This is a genomic window from Sulfolobales archaeon, assembly GCA_038897115.1.
In the GTDB taxonomy this organism is placed as follows: domain Archaea; phylum Thermoproteota; class Thermoprotei_A; order Sulfolobales; family AG1; genus AG1.
This window is the reverse complement of sequence record JAWAXC010000002.1, coordinates 1-16,846: the sequence shown is the minus strand read 5'-3', so window position 1 is coordinate 16,846 and position 16,846 is coordinate 1. Positions and strand designations below refer to the sequence as shown.

Sequence of the window (16,846 nt, the reverse complement as noted above, 5' to 3'; positions counted from 1 at the left end):
GCTATGGCTTTGGGCTATGCAATAGAGATTGAGGATCTATGGTTCAGATACCCACTCTCAGAGGATTGGGTCTTGAGAGGTGTAAACATCAATATCAGAGAGGGTGAATTTGTAGCGATAATGGGGCCTTCTGGATGTGGTAAATCAACGCTCCTCTATATATTAGCAGGAATTATACCAAATATGATTAAAGGAGAGATAAAGGGATCTGTAAGGGTGCTTGGGAGAGAAATCCTGAACTTACGTCCTGAGGATATTGTGAGAAATGTTGGCTTCGTCTTTCAAAACCCAGATTCCCAGCTTCTAATGCCCACAGTGCTCGAGGAGGTAATTATGGGTCTAGAGAATCTAGGTCTTCCGAGGGAAGAGATCCTTGCGAGGGCTTGGGATGTGATCAGATATGTTGGATTAGAGGGGAAGGCTAGACAATCTCCAAGATCTCTATCAGCTGGTGAAAAACAGATCCTTGCCATAGCATCTGTACTTGCTCTAAAGCCCAGAATCCTGATCCTCGATGAGCCAACATCAATGCTGGATCACATAGGCACTGCTAGAGTCTTAGGCCTAATAGAGAGGCTTAAGAGGGAAGCAAGGATCACGGTGATCGTTGTCGAGCATAGAATAGAATGGGCTGTTGAGGTTGCTGATAAGATTGCTATAATGAATAATGGTAGAATAGAAGCGTTCGGAGATCCTAGAGAAGTCTTCGGAGATCCTGATCTCGTGAGAAGGACAGGTATTAGACCTCCCATGATTAGCGAGGTCTTCTATAGACTAGCCGAGGAGGGCTTAGAGATCCACAGAATCCCCGTAACCGTTAGTGAAGGTATAGATGCTATTAAGAGAATCCTTGGTGATCATCTTGGATATACTAATAGAAGCTAAAAACCTGTGGTATAGATATAGCCAAGGAAGTGAGTGGGCTCTAAAAGACGTTAGCCTAAATATATCGAGAGGAGAGTTTATAGGATTAATAGGAGAAAGCGGGGCTGGAAAAACAACACTTGCGAAGCATTTAAACGGCCTTCTAAAGCCCCATAGAGGCTTTGTAAAAGTCCTTGGAATGGATACTAGGAGAACTCCTACATCAAAGATAGCTAGGCATGTCGGATATGTCTTCCAAAACCCAGATTCACAGATATTTGCAGCAACAATATATGATGAAATAGCATCTGGACTTAAAAAGCTAGGCTATAGTAAGGAGGAGATTGATGAAAGAATCGAATATGCCTTAAAGGCAGTAGATCTTAGGAAACCGCTAACACTCTCTCCACATATTCTAAGCTTTGGCGAGAGGCACAGACTAGCAATAGCAACAGTGCTGGCTCTCAAGCCAGACGTAATTATCTTGGATGAGCCCTTTGCAGGAATAGATTATAGAAGATCTCTTCAGATGCTCCAAATACTTAGAAAGCTAGTAATGGAGGGCCACTCAATAATTCTAATAGCACATGATCTACAATTGATAGGTGAGGTAGCTGATAGAGTAGTTGTTATGAAACATGGATCTATAGTGAGAGATGGAGACGTAGAAGAGATACTAGGTGATATAGGCTTCCTAGAGGAGAATGGATACATGCCGCTTCAAGTAACTGTAGTAGGGGTTAGAACAGGGCTGGGCAGATATATAAGGGTTGAGGATATGGCTAGAGATCTAAGTAGGAGAATTAAAAGTAGAGCCGAGCAACATAGGAGTTTATAGAGATAGTGTATTATGATTTTAATAGAAAAGGGGATTTACATGGATCTTTCTCTTTCACTACTTGCATGATATTGAAATATACCTTATAACCAGCTTTATCCTTGTACACGGTTTTCTCTACATATGCTCATTATTTCTCTATATTTCTTGAGAAGTCTTTCTAGACGCTCTATGAGGTTATCCGGTATGATATGCTCTAGCCTTTCAGCCTCCGCCTGGGCCTCGATCTCTTCTAAGCCTGCTTCTTTTAAGAGCTCCGCTAGGATCTTGTGTTTTCTTCCAAGCTTGTGCACAGCTTCGATGCCTGATGCGCTAAGTCTAACACCTCTGTATCTTTCATATATAACTAGGCCTTCTGAGTGTAGCTTTTTTATTGTTTTGGTAACGCTGCTTGGTTTCACATTCAATATCTTCGATAGATCCTTTATTCTGACCCATCCCATTATCTTCTCAAGCTCGTGGATCGTCTCGAGGTACTCCTCAACCGCTGAGCTTTTTCTATCCTTCCTATTATGACCTCTTCTAATCACATTGTAAAGCTGATCATATGCTGTTTTCTCCAAAACACATCCATATGATCATATGTGTGGAGGTTAAAAAGTTCTTGAATTATTCTCCAAGTATCTTCTTAAGCGCTGGATACGCCTCGATAGCTCTCTCTCTTACTATCAATAGGTAATACTGCTCAACTATACCTATCGATAGCAGTATCCCAACACCAGAGCCATATGCTAGTGTTAGATCAGCGATTATAACTAGAGCAACAACTATTAGCGTGCTTAGAAGGGTTAGTGGGTAGATATATCTTCCAAGGAGGATCTCTAGCACCTTGGGATTCCTTCTAAGCCCTGGAATCTCTAGCCCCGACTGTATTATCTTCTCAGCCTGCCCAGATGGGTTGAGACCAGCTACCTCGACCCACATAAAGGCAAATGCGAGGGCTAGCAAGGTGAAGATCACGGTGTAAACCGCTACCCTGGTTGGGTTAGCTATCAGCTCTAGATATCCCCGGGGAGGTGTTAGGTAGAGAAGCACCTGATCCAAGATACTGCTAGCACCTGTTCCACCTAATATCGCCCTGAAGATCAGGAGATCCGAGAATAGTATCGAGACAAGGAGCACTGGCATGTTGGTTACGTAGAGGAACTGTAGAGGCACCCTTGTCTTGAGCCCCCTCAGCCTCTGAGTAGTTACTGGGATATATACCTTCATCCTCTGTAGATAGATCAGAACAACCGCCATTATTATAAAGGATAGAAGCCCCATAAGAGCGGGTAGATACCCCAGATTTGGGTTATATCTAACAAATAGATTCTCGATGGTTAGGCTTCCACCCATCAAGCTATATGTTATATATGGTATAAAGCCAAGAGGCTCCTGAGAGCCTGTTGATACTGGGAAGGGCGAGAAGAGATCATTAACTATAACGCCAGCGGTTCCAGTTAGTATGAAGAGAGATATCCCACTCCCTATCCCCCAGCCCTTCTGAAGCATCTCATCCAAGAGAATCACTATAAGCGTTGCACTTACGAGCTGCAGCCATACAACGAATCTTATCAGGGGGCTCGCGGCAACATCAAACACGGGGTTAGGCCCTGTGAGCTCCCAGAAGTTAGATCCGACTATCACGAAGCCTCCAGCCTCTACACCGGCTATTATTAGTGAGAGGGATTTCTGGGCTAGGGTGAATGTTCTCCTCCCCTCAGGTTTTGAGAGATCTAGATCTATGAGTTTAGATCCAACAAGGATCTGCATTATAAGGCCAGCAGTAACTATAGGCCCTATACCAAGCTGGGCAAGGGTGCCTTGGGAAGATGCGAATACAATCTGCACGATTGTTGGGAGGGCTGCTGCAGCGCCAGCAGTATGCTGGATCCCATAGATAGGGGTGGACGCCATTAATACGTATATAGCAACAGCTAGGAAGGTATATAGAAATCTGATTCCCAGGCTAGGCTTCACAGCAGGCTTAGGCACACCAGGTATGTACTCCCCTATAGATGCTAACGCATCTAGAACGCCCAACTCCTTCCCACCTACAATGTCTTTGGAGACTTTTAAGTTGAGCCTCCTAGTAGTGAGAGCCATCCTCGCATTTTTTTAATCTCTTCATATAGATCTGATGGTTCTATAGGATCGCCTGCTGATCTATAGAATACCTCGAAAACTATATATTTAACACCCCATAACCTAGCAGCCCTAGCAATATCCTCAGCCCCTAGAGGCGTGTAGGAGAAGTCATAGTGCGTCCTCACCCTCTTATCTCCGCCCTTCAGGCCATGTAAATGGATCAATGGTGATCTTTTGCCCACGGATTCTGGGATCTCGTTTAGAGCATCAGCTATCCTTGATGGCCATTTATTCTTACCCTTAACCATGTTTTCCACAGCTATATGTGCTAGGTCTAGACAGGCTCTAAGCTCTCTATATATTTCCATAAGCTTTAAGATCTGCGAGATCTTCCCACAACATATACCTTGAATCGTCTCTATATATATGTTCCCATATATCTTTAAAAGGGATTCCATGGATTTCCCTAACTGAGCTAGACATAGATCTTCGTTTTTGGAGCAGATATTCTGCTCGCTAGAGCCGTGTAGGACAAAATATTCAGGCTCGAATCTAAGGATAGTCCTTAAAACCTTAGCTATGACATCAACGGCAGCAGATCTTATCTCCTCCACAGGAGATGCTATATATATTTCCTTCCACGGGGCATGGAAGCCTATGCTGAGACCTGCACCCCTGATAGTGTTTATTATGAGAGATAACCCAGGATCCTCTAGATCCATTGGGCTTTCGATACTCACTTCAACATGATCATAGCCAGCTTCTATGAGTTTAGAAACCAGCTCCGAGATCCTCTTAGCATCCTCTCTCCAAACAGAAAAACCCAGCCTGGGCATACTAGGCATCCTATATCGTTATATAGAGTGGTGAGATCCTCCTGCTATCCTCAAACCCGCATCTTGGGCATACTAGCTTCCCACCCTTTGGTCTCATATAGCTAGCACATTTCGGGCACATTGTAAGAACAACCCCTGCTTTTGGGGCTCTCAAAGATAAGATATATGGATTATTCCTCGATAAAACCTTAGCATATACTAGATCTCCGATTCTTATTATATCTAGAAGACTCCTCTCACTAGGATCCTGCCTAGCCTGAGATATATGTAGGATGCCCGCATACCCCTGCTTATATGGTTTCCTAAGATCTGAAGCGATGATCCTTAGAAGAGAGGATTCATCTCTAACACTTATTACATACGCATATACCATCGAGCCAGGTGTTGGCATCTGGATCTTGCTTCTAGGTTCCACCCACACAACCCTTCTAACCATATCAAGCTTTGGAGAGCCAATAACGCTTGAATATAGCTTTCCATTAAGCTCATACACATTACTCCCAGGAAAATATTCTTCAATAACGCCTAACATAGTTCCTGGGAGAACCCATTGCTCACTTGCCATAGCTTCTTCACCTCCTCATATGAATTAATGAGATACTAGATTATTAAATAGTGAGCATCTAATACATATCCATCGCCTTTAAATATCGAATTATTTCTCACATTAAAGATAAATGAACCAAACAATGTTGTGATAGATGTTAAAAAGATCTGATTGGAGATCCATAATACAAACTCTATACTAAGCCAGATATATAAAAGAGGAGGATATAGCCGGTCTCATCCCTACCCTAAAGGGCAAGGCTTGCAGCTGTAATCCTAAATTATTGGATCTCTATGAAACTAAGGATAGATATTTGAAAAACTTATGCTCTATGAAGCCCGGGCTCCCCTAATATAGCCATATTCCTCTAGAGCTCTATATATGTCTGAGGATATTCTGAAGCTTTTTAAAGCATTAAGAGATATTTCTAAATATATATCTAAATCCTTCTCTATAATGCTCAGGATCTCTATAAGCTTTTTCCTAAGATCTCTATAGTCCTCTTCATCTATTTTAGATACGCTTGCGGTATCTTCATATATATTTATAAACTGTGTAACCTCCAAGCCGAATAACCATCCATTGTATCTATCTATTATTGTTTCTAGCACACCACCATCCCTTGAGGATAGAGTTGGGACTCCGTTGATCCCAGCCTTCATATAGCTCGTACCACAGGCCTCCCACCCTGGAAATGGTGTGAATAGCAGTAGATCTGCACCGCTTAGTATTGTTCTTGCCTCTTCTAAGCCATAATCATATATATATACAACGTTATCCATCTCCTCATGAAGCTTTCTAAATCGCATCATCATCTCCCTACCATCTCCATCCCGTGGATGAGCCTTGCCAGCTAGGACGAATGTTACATCTAACTCCCTACCCAGTTCCCCTATAAGCCTCTCAACAAGATAGGGTCTCTTATACCTAGTAATCCTTCTAGCCCAGGCTACTATAGCTCTTCCAACTCTGACCCCAGGCTTCTTAGATCTTAAAAGAGATATTAGATCCTCCCTAGCACTATCTCTGGCCCTTTTAAACTCATATAACCCTATATTCCTTAAACCCTTGGATGCCAGTGATTTTATCTCCTTATGGCTCCACCTATCAAGATCAACACCGTTTCTAACATAGCTCAGCTTCCAATAGTGCTGGGGAAAGATTCTTGAGAGTGTCTCGAGATGTTTTCTAGATACAGCATATCCTCTCTCAACATGGTCTAGAACTATATCTGTTAGCCTCTTAAGCCCGCTCCCAACATCTACTTCAAACTCCTTTCCAACAATCTCACCGGGGATCATAGGATGGCCCCAAGGCCCTGGGGTATGGATCACAAGCCTCACCCGATCTCTAATCTCTTTTAAAGCTAGAGCGGCTAGGGAGGCATTGCTCTCCTGAAGATCTATATACTCTATTTTATCAACACCTATCCTCTCCCTTATATATTGGGCGGAGGATCTAGCGAGGACTATATATTTAGTTATAGCCTGCTCCGGCGAATCCTCTATATATAGCCTTCTAGCTATATATGCTATATTATCAGGATACACAGGCTTTAAATAGATCGCCTTAGCCTTCCCCATCTCATAGACAAGTGGTTCGACCCTTATCTCTCCATATAGTTTTGTGGTAACTGCCAGCTCTTTCTCCTTTTTAAGCTTACCCTCGATCTGGGATATCACAGGCTCTTGATCCTTCTCGATGAAAGAGCCATCTCTATATTCATATTCAACATAGCCATTCCTATGAAATAATGTAATCACATAGTACTCTAGCCCCTTCCTAGCCATTGCGTAGAACTTATCCCCCTCTAGAACGCCTAGACCGCCTGCATATATTGGAACTTCTTCTAAAGCGATCTCCATGGTGATGCTTAAAATAGCCATTTTAACCTCTATAGAGTATCTAATCCACCCTATAAGCCTTAAAAATAGAATCCCCCATCAACATGGGATCTGAATAGAGTGTTTTCCTCTTTAAAGATATATCTCTTCTAGCAATAGAAACTCTGGTGGATGGTTTGAGTAGCCATAAAATAACATATGTAACCCTCTTAGCAGATGAATCGATACATCCTAAGTATGAGGAGACCCTCTCCACCGTTGAGAAGGAGCTTCTGGGTAAGAGATATTCGATGTATATAGCTGGTAAGGAGGTCTATAGTGATAAGGAGTTTGAGAAGAGGAGCCCAATAGATACTAGTATCCTTATTGGGAGGTTCCAGAGGGGTTCTAGGGATCACGCTGTTGAGGCTCTAAAGGCAGCTTATGAAGCCTTCAAGGAGTGGGGAGAGAGTAATTGGAGAGATAGGGTGAGAATCTTTAGGAAGATAGCTGATATAATTGAGGCCAGGAGATTCGAGCTTGCAGCAGCAATAACATATGAGGTTGGTAAAAACAGGCTCGAAGCCCTAGCCGAGGTTCACGAGGCTATAGATGCGATAAGATACTATACCGATCTAATGGAGAGGGAGAATGGATATATAAAGAAGATGATGCCTGGAGCGCCTGGAGAGGAGACCTGGAGCGTTGCTAGACCCTATGGCGTGTGGGTAGTTATATCGCCCTTTAACTTCCCATTAATGCTTGCAAATGGAATGATGCTGGGAGCCCTCCTCACAGGCAACACAGTTGTTTGGAAGCCTACTAGTGAGGCACCTCTAACAGCTACATTACTATATAAAATATATATGGATGGTGGAATCCCACCAGGAGTGCTTAACCTAGTTACAGGCCCTGGTGAGGAGTTCGAGGATGTATTTGTATCCCATAGACTAGTTGCTGGAATAGCATTCACAGGTTCTAGAGATGTTGGTATGAGGCTATATAGGAGATTCACCTCGGAGCAGCCATATCCAAAGCCAATAGTGCTTGAGATGGGGAGTAAGAACCCAACTATAGTTACTGCTAAAGCAGATCTCGATAAAGCTGTTGAAGGTACTGTGAGGGCTGCATTCGGATATGGGGGGCAGAAGTGTAGTGCAACATCAAGGCTATATGTAGATAGAAGGATAAGGGATGAGTTCATAGCGAAACTAGTTGAAAGGGTTAAGAAGGTAGTGGTGGGAGATCCTAGGAGGAGAGAGGTTTTCCTAGGCCCTGTGATAAATAGAAGGGCTGTTGAGAACTACAGAAAATATATAGAGGATGCCGTAAAAGCAGGTGGCAAAATCCTAGTTGGGGGAAGGGTTCTCGAAGAGGGGTTCTATGCGAGGGGATTCTATGTAGAGCCAACTGTAATCATCGGTGTTCCTGAGGATCACTATCTCTGGAAGCAAGAGCTCTTCCTACCAATACTCTTAGTCTCTGAATTCGATACCTTGGAGGAGGCTATTGAGAAGGCTAACAACACAGAATATGGGCTAACAGCAGGGATCTTCACTGAGGATGAGAGCGAATATGAGCTATTCTTCAGAAAGATAGAGTTCGGCGTTACATATGCTAATAGAAGGGGAGGCTCTACAACAGGTGCTTGGCCAGGTGCACAGACATTCGTTGGGTGGAAAGCTAGCGGAGCTACTGGAAGAGGTGTTGGTGGCCCCTACTATCTCCTAAACTACTTTAGAGAACAGGCTAGAACCATAGTTAAAGAGCCTAAGAGATGATAAGACTAGCCCAACTCTATGCATGAGCTATCCCCATATTTCTTTTTAACCATCCTCTCTAACCACAATCTGGTATCGTTAAATAGGGCTTAATGTATATTTAATGTGGTGGATGCAGAGCCTGGATGCGGGTAGATATAGAAAGGTTATTCTAGCTATAAGGAGAGACGAGCGTAAATACCTAGATGAAGCTGTATCACTTGTGAAAACACTGGGTATAGATAGTGTAGAGCCTCTGTTTGTTAGAAGGCCTAATCATAGATACTATATTCAGGAGGAGATTGTTAAGAAGATGATTTCAAATGGAGAGAAACCAGATCTAATAGTGGTTTATGATAAGCTAAAGCCCTGGCAGTTCTATAACTTATCAAAGGATCTTGGATGTGATGTTTGGGATTTAGTGCTCCTCCTCTTAAAGATCTTCGAGATCCACGCTGGTACTAAGGAGGCTAAGCTCCAGATAGAGCTCTCCCACTCAAAGCATATGATCCCGGTTGTTAAGGAGTACATTAGAATGACAAAGCTGGGTGAGCAAGTAGGCTTTATGGGGCCAGGTGCTTATGGGTATGAGAGCCTTTTAAGGGCTTTGAGGATGAAAGAGGTTAGGATCTCTAGGGAGCTCGCAGCTATAAAGGCTAGGAGGGAGAGGCTCGTCCTCTCAAGGACTAAGAAGGGATATCCACATGTAGCTATAATAGGCTACACATGCGCGGGCAAGACAACCCTTTATAACAGGCTAACTGGGGATAGAAAGCCCACAGGGCCCATGCCCTTCAAAACCCTTTCACCTAAGAGCGGGGGTGGAGATACACCATGTGGAAGGATCATATTCACAGATACAATAGGATTTATAAGGAAAATGCCTAGCGAGCTTATAGAGGTATTCCATGCCGTGATCTCTGAGATTAGATATGCAGATTCGCTTATCTTCGTTATAGATGCTTTAGATCCGCCTGAGGAGATGCTGGAAAAGGTAGATACAGCGCTAGATCTTCTAGAAAAGATCGGTGTTGTTGATAAGCCCATGGTTATAGCCTTCAACAAAATAGATCTATTAGAAGGGATAGATAGAAGGAAAGAGATCGAGGATCTAGTTAGAGGAGCTATGGAATCCAGAGGCTTCAAACCCCATAAATTCTCCTGGATCTCAGCATCAAAGGCAATCAACATAGAGGAGCTATTGATGGTAGTATGCACCACAATCGGTATAAATAATATAAATGCTCCCTCTAGGTTTTACCAATGAATATACCATCTAAGATCTGAAATATAGGTATATAAGGCTGTATAAATATTAGGTAGAGGTGTTAAAGATGGCAGAGGCATTTGTGCTTATAAACACAGAAGTTGGTGGAGAAAGCGATGTTTTAAAAGCCTTAATGGAGGTCGAGGGGGTTGAAGAAGCATATGTAGTCTATGGAGTATATGATGTAGTAGCAAAGATAAGAGCTCCCGATATAGAGTCTCTTAAAACAATCGTCACAACAAGTATTAGGAAGCTGCCTAAGGTCAAATCAACACTTACAATGGTAGTTGTAGAAGGTAAGAGGCTGGAGAAGAGCTAGAATTCGCAATTACAATTGACAACAGTAGCTCTTAGCCAAAAATAAATATAAGATCAAAAATTAATAGTACCTATTCCTAAATACTTTTTGATCCATAATTACTGGGCATCACAAGGGCCACTATACAGATACCATTAAAGCACTTCTAGCCCACCCAGCTTACCCTTAATTTTAAAAAGACAGCTATATAGCTATAAGATAAAATTCTAAAGAGAGTCGCTCCTCGGTATAGGCATTATATTAACGCACCATCTACCTTATTAACCTCCCCACGGCATCATCTATAGAGGTGCCCCATTGACGGATGAGCTATTAAAGGTGGTTGATGTAGATGCATATGTAAGCTATGCTGAGGGCTTCAACCCATATACGGTTCTTCAATGCACTCTAGAGGATGGCAGGCTCTTCAACCTCTATCTAGTTCCGATAGAGATTGTACTTGCTATGAATAAGTTAAAGGGGCATGGGATAGAGAATAATAGAGAGACGCTTTTCGAACTTCTCACAATATTCAGTGAGCTGGAGGTCTTGAGGAATAGGATAGAGAAGGTTGTTGTTGACGAGGTAAGTGAAGAGACGCATCTCTATACAGCTAAGGTATATATAAAGGGATCTGGATTCACATTTGTAAAGAGAATGATACCTAGCCACGCAATATTTCTAGCATATTTAATAGGAAGCCCTATATATGTTTCCAAAGATCTAGTGGACAGGCAGGAGGCAAATGAGAAAAGCTTGGAGGAAGATGTTTAGCTGTTAAATAGACATATTGTTACCACTTTTCTAGTGCATAGTAAAAAAGCTATAAATCGGGGGAAGCAAATATAGATCAACCCCTTATTTTAGAGCATAATCACCATAATAAGGGTTCCACAGTTAGTGACTAGATCAATTGGTTTTCCGGCCACAGCTTATCTTGTGGGCTTCTGCTTTTTACCCTTTAAAAGGGCGTCTAAGGAAACCCCATTAACCATTATAACTTTATACTTAACACCTGGAAGATCTCCCATGGATTTACCCCTGGTGCCACCGATCCCAGCTATAATTACCTCGTCATGCTCATCTATAAACGTGATACCCCCATCCTTTGGAACGAATGCTGTTACAACCTTACCGTTTTTAACCAACTGCACCCTAACACATTTCCTCAGGGCTGAATTAGGCTGTCTGGATTCGATACCAACCTTTTCAAGTACTATACCCCTAGCCATTGGAGCCCCCTCAAGAGGATCGTATTTCTCTTTAAGTCTTAGCATTCTAACTCTGAAGTCCCTCTGACTCCATCTAAACTTAAGCCTCTTTCTTTCCAGCTTTCTAGCAGCGTATAGCCCTGAAGGTGCCTTCTTACCAGGCATTTTATATCATATGATATAGTGTTTCTAGGACTTATAAGCTAAAGATTCTTGGTAGATCTCAGTGAAGCAAAGATCATTTTATTTTCGAATAAATAAAATTACTGAGAATATGTATTTATTAACCTTCTAGTAAATAATATCTGGTGATATTAGAAAATGTCAAGCATACATGAGTCTCCAATTGTAGAGCCTGATTGGCTTGAAAGGAACTTAGATAAGGTCAAAGTAATTGAGGTAGACTACGATCCTGCATCAGCATATAACATAGGCCACATACCGGGAGCTCTTTTAATAGATTGGAAAAGGGATCTGAATAAGTATCCAGAGAGAGATATTATAGATAAGGAAGGCTTTGAATCGCTAATGTCTAGGCTAGGCATCTCAAATGACGATCTCGTGGTGCTATATGGGGACTATAACAACTGGTTCGCAGCATTTGCATACTGGGTATTCAAAATATATGGGCATGATAAAGTGAAGATCCTAAATGGAGGTAGGAAGAAGTGGATAGAACTAGGAAAACCATTAACGAAGGAGGTTCCCCAGCCCAAGCCAACAAGCTATAAAGTTACAAAGGTGGATCTAACTATAAGAGCCTCATTCCTAGATGTGCTTAAGAACCTAAGAAACCCCAATATAGTGCTTGTTGATGTTAGAAGCCCCGCAGAATATAGGGGAGAGATCACAGCACCGCCTGAGTATCCAAACGAGGCAGCCCAGAGGGGAGGCCATATACCCGGTGCAGTGAACATACCATGGGCCCAAGCTGTGAGAGAGGATGGAACCTTTAAGAGTGTTGAAGAGCTTAGAGCGCTATATGAGAGCAAGGGGGTTACGAGAGACAAGGAGGTTATAGTATATTGTAGAATAGGTGAGAGAGCCGCACACACATTCTTCGTGCTTAAGGAGCTCCTCGGATATCCAAAGGTAAGGCTATATGATGGCTCGTGGAGCGAGTGGGGTAATATGGTAGGTGCTCCAATAGAGAAGTGATCCCTATGGGGGAGGGGCGGGCTAGGATAATAGATATAGGTGATCTCAGCGTCTTATGCAGCACATCAAGACTTGGAGAGATCAGAAGAAAGGTTCTAGAAAGCCTCGGACAGGGGGAAGAAGCTGTGGTACTTACAAGCGACCCTGAGACATGGTACTCACTGGCTAATCTAGGCGATGAGCTGGGATATGATGTTTTGGAGTCGAAGAAGGAGAATAATAGATATATAGTTAGGATAAAACGTAGATAGATATTCAAACTATTTTTTACCCTTCAACTTGGGAAGCCAAGGCCCTCTTAGATCTTGAGAGATCTTTGTAATAGCGCCTCTTAACCCGCCTGCCTGGTACTCCCTAACAACTCCAATCCAATCTATCTTCATTATGATTATCATAAACACTATAGATATTCCAAGGAGAAGCGGGATCTGTAGATACTGTGGAAGACCCACATCCTCAACAGCCGCTGAGAAGCCTCTACCAAAGAAAACTATTATGAGAGATGCTAGGGTTTTTCCCAGGAGGGTGGCTAGGAAGTAGAGGTATATGCTATATCCTGTGAATGCCATAGGTATTAATATCACATCATCAGGAAGAGGTGTTGAGGTCGCCAATAAAACAAATAAGAACCCCCATCTCTTCATAAGAATGCCGAAGGCCTCTACATTCTTCCTACTCTCCTCTGATATTATCCTTGAAATCCCCCTACCTATTAGATAGATCACCATCTTCCCAAGAGTAGATCCAACGCCGGAGGCAATAGCGATAAACACGAGGGATAAGGGATCGCGATATCTATGGGAATAATATATCAGAAGTAGATAATAGGGCACGGCAGCATATGGGATAGAGTTCCCGATAAAAGATACTATAAATACAAATATATATGGATTGGATCTTATGCTCATAAATATATAGTATATCCCCTCCACAAGTGCTCTTAGCATCTCATCATGAACGACCAATATTATCCTTATATAGAGTAACATGGAAACTAAAATAGATGCCCTGAAAACCAAGCTATCGAAGCATATCCGAAACTATAGAGGGGGAAGTGTCGCAGCTGAAAGCCTCGCCCTTCTATATGAGGTCAGTGTGTGAGGTTTCTGAGGTAAAATATACTCCCCATTATGAGGAAGACTATACACCATGATGCCAGCTTTAGCAATAGGATTAATGGATCCTCTATTGATGCGTTATATGTGAAGATGCCTCTATATATGCTTGTTGCTATTGAAACCGGGTTGTTCGAGATCATTGTGTAGAGGATATGTGGAAAATACCTTGATATCAAAGCATCTGGATAGAATACGTTTGAGAAGAAGAATAACACAAAGTATGTAAAGCTCCTCATAGTAGCCTGAAGATCGAAGCTCCTAACCGCTGTGGAGATCACTATGGATAGGCTTGACATGGATATTGTGAGCATCACTGATGTGATGACAATTACCCCAGCTTCGGCGGGGGTTGGCAGCTTTCCATGGAGTATTATTAGGAGGAGTATGAATGGTATTTGATAGATGAGTCCTCTAACAGCTCCCCCCAATATTCTGCCCATAGAGAGCTGCATCCTGGTTAGGGGGAGGCTTAGGAGATATTGTGTATAGCCCCTCCTAACCTCAACACCAACCTCCCTGCCTATAGAGAATGCTGAGGCGAAGGTAGCTATAGCTGTTACCCCCGGTGCTAGGAATAGGAGGTAGTTGTTGATATAAGCCCTATTTACTATGTTATTAAATATTAGGGCGAAGATAAAGAGATCCGTTAGATTCATTGTTATAAGCCCTGCAAGCCACCACTTATACTTCCAAAACCTATCTAGATCTCTCTTCATAACTATATACAGCCCTCTAGCATAGCCCATGCTAGCGATCCTCATCTCCACCCACCCCCCTCAGCCTTTCTCTCTATGAAGAGCATCGCCAGAACAGAAAGACCTATAGCAAGACCTGCTATATATGAGATCATCTGCTCCTGGCTTAGATATAGAAATGCCTTTAGATCTTCAAAGAGGAATAGAGCTCTTAGGAAATCTGCCAGGCTTGAGAGAGGGTTAACCAATGCTGCGTAGAAATACGCTGGTATTGTGGATAGAAATGGGAGTGGATAGAATATAGTGCTGAGCCTTACCAAGAGAGCATCTACAACCCCGAAGAGAATATCCGTTTTATCCCCAGATTTCAGCCCAAAGACTATGTTTATAGCTAGCCCCACAATACCTATCGAGAAGGCTAGAGCTGAGATCATGGCTATTGCTATTAAAAGTGGGTTCGATATCCTGAGCATGATTAGTATGAATAGCATCATTGGAAGTGTATATATGAAGGAAGCTATCCCCCCACCAATGGTTCTTCCTATAGCCAGTATCCTCCTTCTAACAGGCAGCGAGAGTTGATACTCTATAATCCCCTCCTCAAACTCCTCAGCTATTTCATAGCCTCTGAACATGGAGATCGAGAAAAGCAGGGCTGTATAGGCTCCGAATAAATAATATTCGTAATACGAAATGCCGGAGGCTGTGGAGGGCCTTATAGCTACTAAATATGATATGAGAACCGCGAAAACAGATACCTGAACCACGAACCATGCGAACCTCATTAAAAGGAATACCTTGTATCTAGCCACCTTCCTAACATCCCATATTATCATTAGCAGAAGCGCCCTAAGATCCTCCCTCAGTTTTCATCACCTACGAGCTTTGCCCCAGTATAGTAGAAGAAGACATCATCCAATGTAGGCTCCTTCAAGCTTATCTGCCTAATCCTTATACCCTTCCTCGTAAATAGATCTACGATCTTTGCTATCTTCTCCTCACCCTTATTCAAATAGATCCTTATAACAGCATCCTTCAGATCTATCCTTGTTGCTTCAACATCGCTTTTGATCATCTCGAGGAGATCCTGTCTTACATAGCCATCTACCACAGCTTCTATTATATCTCCTCCAGGAATGCCGTCTTTGAGCTCGCTCGGCGTTCCTAGGGCCTTGAGAGAGCCTCTATATATAATCCCTATTCTATCGCTTAACCTCTCAGCCTCGGCCATCTCATTGGTTGCAACTATTATCGTTGAACCGCTTCTCCTGAGATCCTCTATCATCCTCCAAACAGCGTGCTTAGTTATAACATCTAGCTGAGCAGTCGGCTCATCGAATATCGCCAGCCTTGGCCTCTGTATAAATATCTTAGCCAGCTCAACCTTCTTCTTATTTCCACCGCTGAGCTCTGCAAAGGCTTTATTCCTATACTCCCAAATACCTAGATCCTCCATAACATCTCTAACAACCCTCCTAGCATCGCCCATGCTATATCCAACAACCATTGCATGCCAGAGAAGAAGCTCGTAGGGCTTGTCAACCCAGAGAGCCTTGGGCTCCTGAAAAGCTATCCCAACATATCTCCTCACCTCGTCTCCCTGCCTAACAACGCTCTTCCCAAATACTATTACGTCTCCCGATGTGGGCTTATACACAGTTGCTATTATAAGTAATGTCGTGCTCTTACCAGATCCGTTGGGTCCTAAAAGACCGAAGATCTCCCCCTCTTCTATTGTTAAGCTAATACCATTGACAGCGATTGTGTTACCGAATCTCTTCACCAGATCTATGATCCTCACCGCCGGCTCCATCTCAAAAAACCATCTAATAATATATCTCCTCGGTAATATATCAATCTATTCAATAGCTAAATACGATTATCGGTTGGAAGCTAGCTCTTAGATGATATTTTAAATATGGAGCTAGCCATATTCAGCTGTTGAAGCGGATCCGCTTGAACCGCTAGCTAATCACATGTGCCTGTGGGGCTGGTTCAGCACCTACTATGGATACCCTGTACCCCTTTTCAGCGTATAGCTTTGATATCTCCTCACCTATTCTATCATGAATCTCTCTTCTAGCTAGTATGAGGATGCTGGGGCCAGCACCACTTACTGCAACACCGTAGGCTCCGAGCTCCTTAGCTCTTTTCTTAACATCGGCATATAATGGGATCAACCCTGCTGACGTCCTTGCAGCTTCCACTACATAATCCTCCATCCCCTCACCAGCGAGCCTTGGGTCTCCTAAGACTATGCCGTATATGAGTTTTGCTAGGTTTGATGAGTTCCTCACATAATCTCTCAGCGATATCTGCTTAGGAAGCACAGATCTAGCTATACCTGTCTTCTTCTCAGGC

The 16,846-nt window shown here is 42.9% G+C and carries 19 protein-coding genes; 8 read left to right on the top strand and 11 right to left on the bottom strand.

What is annotated here, in order from left to right; genetic code table 11:
* The first annotated feature begins 9 nt into the window (after nt 1-9).
* Together QXE01_00545 and QXE01_00540 are read left to right on the top strand one after the other, a co-directional pair.
* Nucleotides 10-885 carry an ATP-binding cassette domain-containing protein gene (locus QXE01_00545; protein MEM4969721.1) on the top strand — a complete coding sequence of 292 codons (876 nt, stop codon included), beginning with the start codon at nt 10-12 and terminating at the stop codon, nt 883-885.
* Nucleotides 863-1,702, top strand: coding sequence for an ABC transporter ATP-binding protein (locus tag QXE01_00540; protein ID MEM4969720.1), 840 nt, complete (start codon nt 863-865; stop codon nt 1,700-1,702). The genes QXE01_00545 and QXE01_00540 overlap by 23 nt, the downstream gene beginning before the upstream one ends.
* A 95-nt stretch (nt 1,703-1,797) precedes the next feature.
* Here QXE01_00540 and QXE01_00535 read toward each other — a convergent pair whose 3' ends face one another.
* From QXE01_00535 to QXE01_00515, 5 genes are all read right to left on the bottom strand, one after another.
* Nucleotides 1,798-2,265 (bottom strand): metal-dependent transcriptional regulator, encoded by a 468-nt coding sequence (locus QXE01_00535; GenBank protein ID MEM4969719.1) that lies wholly within the window; start codon nt 2,263-2,265, stop codon nt 1,798-1,800.
* A 46-nt stretch (nt 2,266-2,311) separates the two neighbouring features.
* Nucleotides 2,312-3,790 (bottom strand): preprotein translocase subunit SecY, encoded by a 1,479-nt coding sequence (gene secY / locus QXE01_00530; GenBank protein ID MEM4969718.1) that lies wholly within the window; start codon nt 3,788-3,790, stop codon nt 2,312-2,314.
* On the bottom strand, nt 3,760-4,608 hold the full coding sequence (locus QXE01_00525; GenBank protein MEM4969717.1) for a TIM barrel protein: 849 nt from the start codon (nt 4,606-4,608) through the stop codon (nt 3,760-3,762). Before QXE01_00525 ends, secY begins: the two co-directional genes overlap by 31 nt.
* A 10-nt stretch (nt 4,609-4,618) precedes the next feature.
* Nucleotides 4,619-5,173, bottom strand: a complete 555-nt coding sequence (locus QXE01_00520; protein MEM4969716.1) for an exosome complex RNA-binding protein Csl4 — start codon at nt 5,171-5,173, stop codon at nt 4,619-4,621.
* Between the two features lie 311 nt (nt 5,174-5,484).
* Nucleotides 5,485-7,041: a glycogen/starch/alpha-glucan phosphorylase gene (locus QXE01_00515; protein ID MEM4969715.1), complete on the bottom strand. Its 1,557-nt coding sequence runs from the start codon at nt 7,039-7,041 to the stop codon at nt 5,485-5,487.
* Nucleotides 7,042-7,175: 134 nt separating this feature from the next.
* Here QXE01_00515 and QXE01_00510 point away from each other — a divergent pair, with 134 nt between their 5' ends.
* The 4 genes from QXE01_00510 to QXE01_00495 all read left to right on the top strand — a co-directional run bounded on the left by QXE01_00510 (nt 7,176) and on the right by QXE01_00495 (nt 11,077).
* Nucleotides 7,176-8,759, top strand: coding sequence for an aldehyde dehydrogenase family protein (locus tag QXE01_00510; protein ID MEM4969714.1), 1,584 nt, complete (start codon nt 7,176-7,178; stop codon nt 8,757-8,759).
* Nucleotides 8,760-8,871: 112 nt separating this feature from the next.
* A complete protein-coding gene (locus tag QXE01_00505) occupies nt 8,872-10,005 on the top strand; it encodes a GTPase (GenBank protein ID MEM4969713.1) in 1,134 nt (377 codons plus the stop codon).
* A gap of 67 nt (nt 10,006-10,072) precedes the next feature.
* Entirely contained in the window at nt 10,073-10,324 is a 252-nt protein-coding gene (locus QXE01_00500; protein ID MEM4969712.1) for an Lrp/AsnC ligand binding domain-containing protein, read from the top strand.
* 297 nt (nt 10,325-10,621) lie between these two features.
* A complete protein-coding gene (locus QXE01_00495) occupies nt 10,622-11,077 on the top strand; it encodes a DUF151 domain-containing protein (GenBank protein ID MEM4969711.1) in 456 nt (151 codons plus the stop codon).
* A 158-nt stretch (nt 11,078-11,235) separates the two neighbouring features.
* Here QXE01_00495 and QXE01_00490 read toward each other — a convergent pair whose 3' ends face one another.
* Nucleotides 11,236-11,679 carry a 30S ribosomal protein S12 gene (locus tag QXE01_00490; GenBank protein ID MEM4969710.1) on the bottom strand — a complete coding sequence of 148 codons (444 nt, stop codon included), beginning with the start codon at nt 11,677-11,679 and terminating at the stop codon, nt 11,236-11,238.
* 156 nt (nt 11,680-11,835) lie between these two features.
* Between QXE01_00490 and QXE01_00485 the strand changes: the two genes are divergently transcribed.
* Nucleotides 11,836-12,672, top strand: coding sequence for a sulfurtransferase (locus tag QXE01_00485; GenBank protein MEM4969709.1), 837 nt, complete (start codon nt 11,836-11,838; stop codon nt 12,670-12,672).
* A gap of 5 nt (nt 12,673-12,677) precedes the next feature.
* Nucleotides 12,678-12,923 (top strand): hypothetical protein, encoded by a 246-nt coding sequence (locus tag QXE01_00480; GenBank protein ID MEM4969708.1) that lies wholly within the window; start codon nt 12,678-12,680, stop codon nt 12,921-12,923.
* A gap of 9 nt (nt 12,924-12,932) precedes the next feature.
* Here QXE01_00480 and QXE01_00475 read toward each other — a convergent pair whose 3' ends face one another.
* The 5 genes from QXE01_00475 to QXE01_00455 all read right to left on the bottom strand — a co-directional run.
* Nucleotides 12,933-13,637, bottom strand: coding sequence for a VTT domain-containing protein (locus tag QXE01_00475; GenBank protein ID MEM4969707.1), 705 nt, complete (start codon nt 13,635-13,637; stop codon nt 12,933-12,935).
* 125 nt (nt 13,638-13,762) lie between these two features.
* Nucleotides 13,763-14,551, bottom strand: a complete 789-nt coding sequence (locus QXE01_00470) for an ABC transporter permease (GenBank protein MEM4969706.1) — start codon at nt 14,549-14,551, stop codon at nt 13,763-13,765.
* On the bottom strand, nt 14,548-15,321 hold the full coding sequence (locus tag QXE01_00465) for a hypothetical protein (GenBank protein ID MEM4969705.1): 774 nt from the start codon (nt 15,319-15,321) through the stop codon (nt 14,548-14,550). The genes QXE01_00470 and QXE01_00465 overlap by 4 nt, the downstream gene beginning before the upstream one ends.
* Before the next feature lie 26 nt (nt 15,322-15,347).
* Nucleotides 15,348-16,298, bottom strand: a complete 951-nt coding sequence (locus QXE01_00460) for an ABC transporter ATP-binding protein (protein MEM4969704.1) — start codon at nt 16,296-16,298, stop codon at nt 15,348-15,350.
* Between the two features lie 151 nt (nt 16,299-16,449).
* Nucleotides 16,450-16,846, bottom strand: a 397-nt coding sequence (locus QXE01_00455) for a hypothetical protein (GenBank protein ID MEM4969703.1), incomplete at its 5' end; no start/stop codon positions are given.

Coding starts and splice junctions, on each gene's coding strand:
- secY (MEM4969718.1), bottom strand. CDS start 3,790: ATGGCTCTCACTACTAGGAGGCTCAACTTAAAAGTCTCCAAAGACATT.
- QXE01_00525 (MEM4969717.1), bottom strand. CDS start 4,608: ATGCCCAGGCTGGGTTTTTCTGTTTGGAGAGAGGATGCTAAGAGGATC.
- QXE01_00520 (MEM4969716.1), bottom strand. CDS start 5,173: ATGGCAAGTGAGCAATGGGTTCTCCCAGGAACTATGTTAGGCGTTATT.
- QXE01_00515 (MEM4969715.1), bottom strand. CDS start 7,041: ATGGCTATTTTAAGCATCACCATGGAGATCGCTTTAGAAGAAGTTCCA.
- QXE01_00505 (MEM4969713.1), top strand. CDS start 8,872: ATGCAGAGCCTGGATGCGGGTAGATATAGAAAGGTTATTCTAGCTATA.
- QXE01_00500 (MEM4969712.1), top strand. CDS start 10,073: ATGGCAGAGGCATTTGTGCTTATAAACACAGAAGTTGGTGGAGAAAGC.
- QXE01_00490 (MEM4969710.1), bottom strand. CDS start 11,679: ATGCCTGGTAAGAAGGCACCTTCAGGGCTATACGCTGCTAGAAAGCTG.
- QXE01_00485 (MEM4969709.1), top strand. CDS start 11,836: ATGTCAAGCATACATGAGTCTCCAATTGTAGAGCCTGATTGGCTTGAA.
- QXE01_00480 (MEM4969708.1), top strand. CDS start 12,678: ATGGGGGAGGGGCGGGCTAGGATAATAGATATAGGTGATCTCAGCGTC.
- QXE01_00470 (MEM4969706.1), bottom strand. CDS start 14,551: ATGAGGATCGCTAGCATGGGCTATGCTAGAGGGCTGTATATAGTTATG.
- QXE01_00465 (MEM4969705.1), bottom strand. CDS start 15,321: ATGATAATATGGGATGTTAGGAAGGTGGCTAGATACAAGGTATTCCTT.
- QXE01_00460 (MEM4969704.1), bottom strand. CDS start 16,298: ATGGAGCCGGCGGTGAGGATCATAGATCTGGTGAAGAGATTCGGTAAC.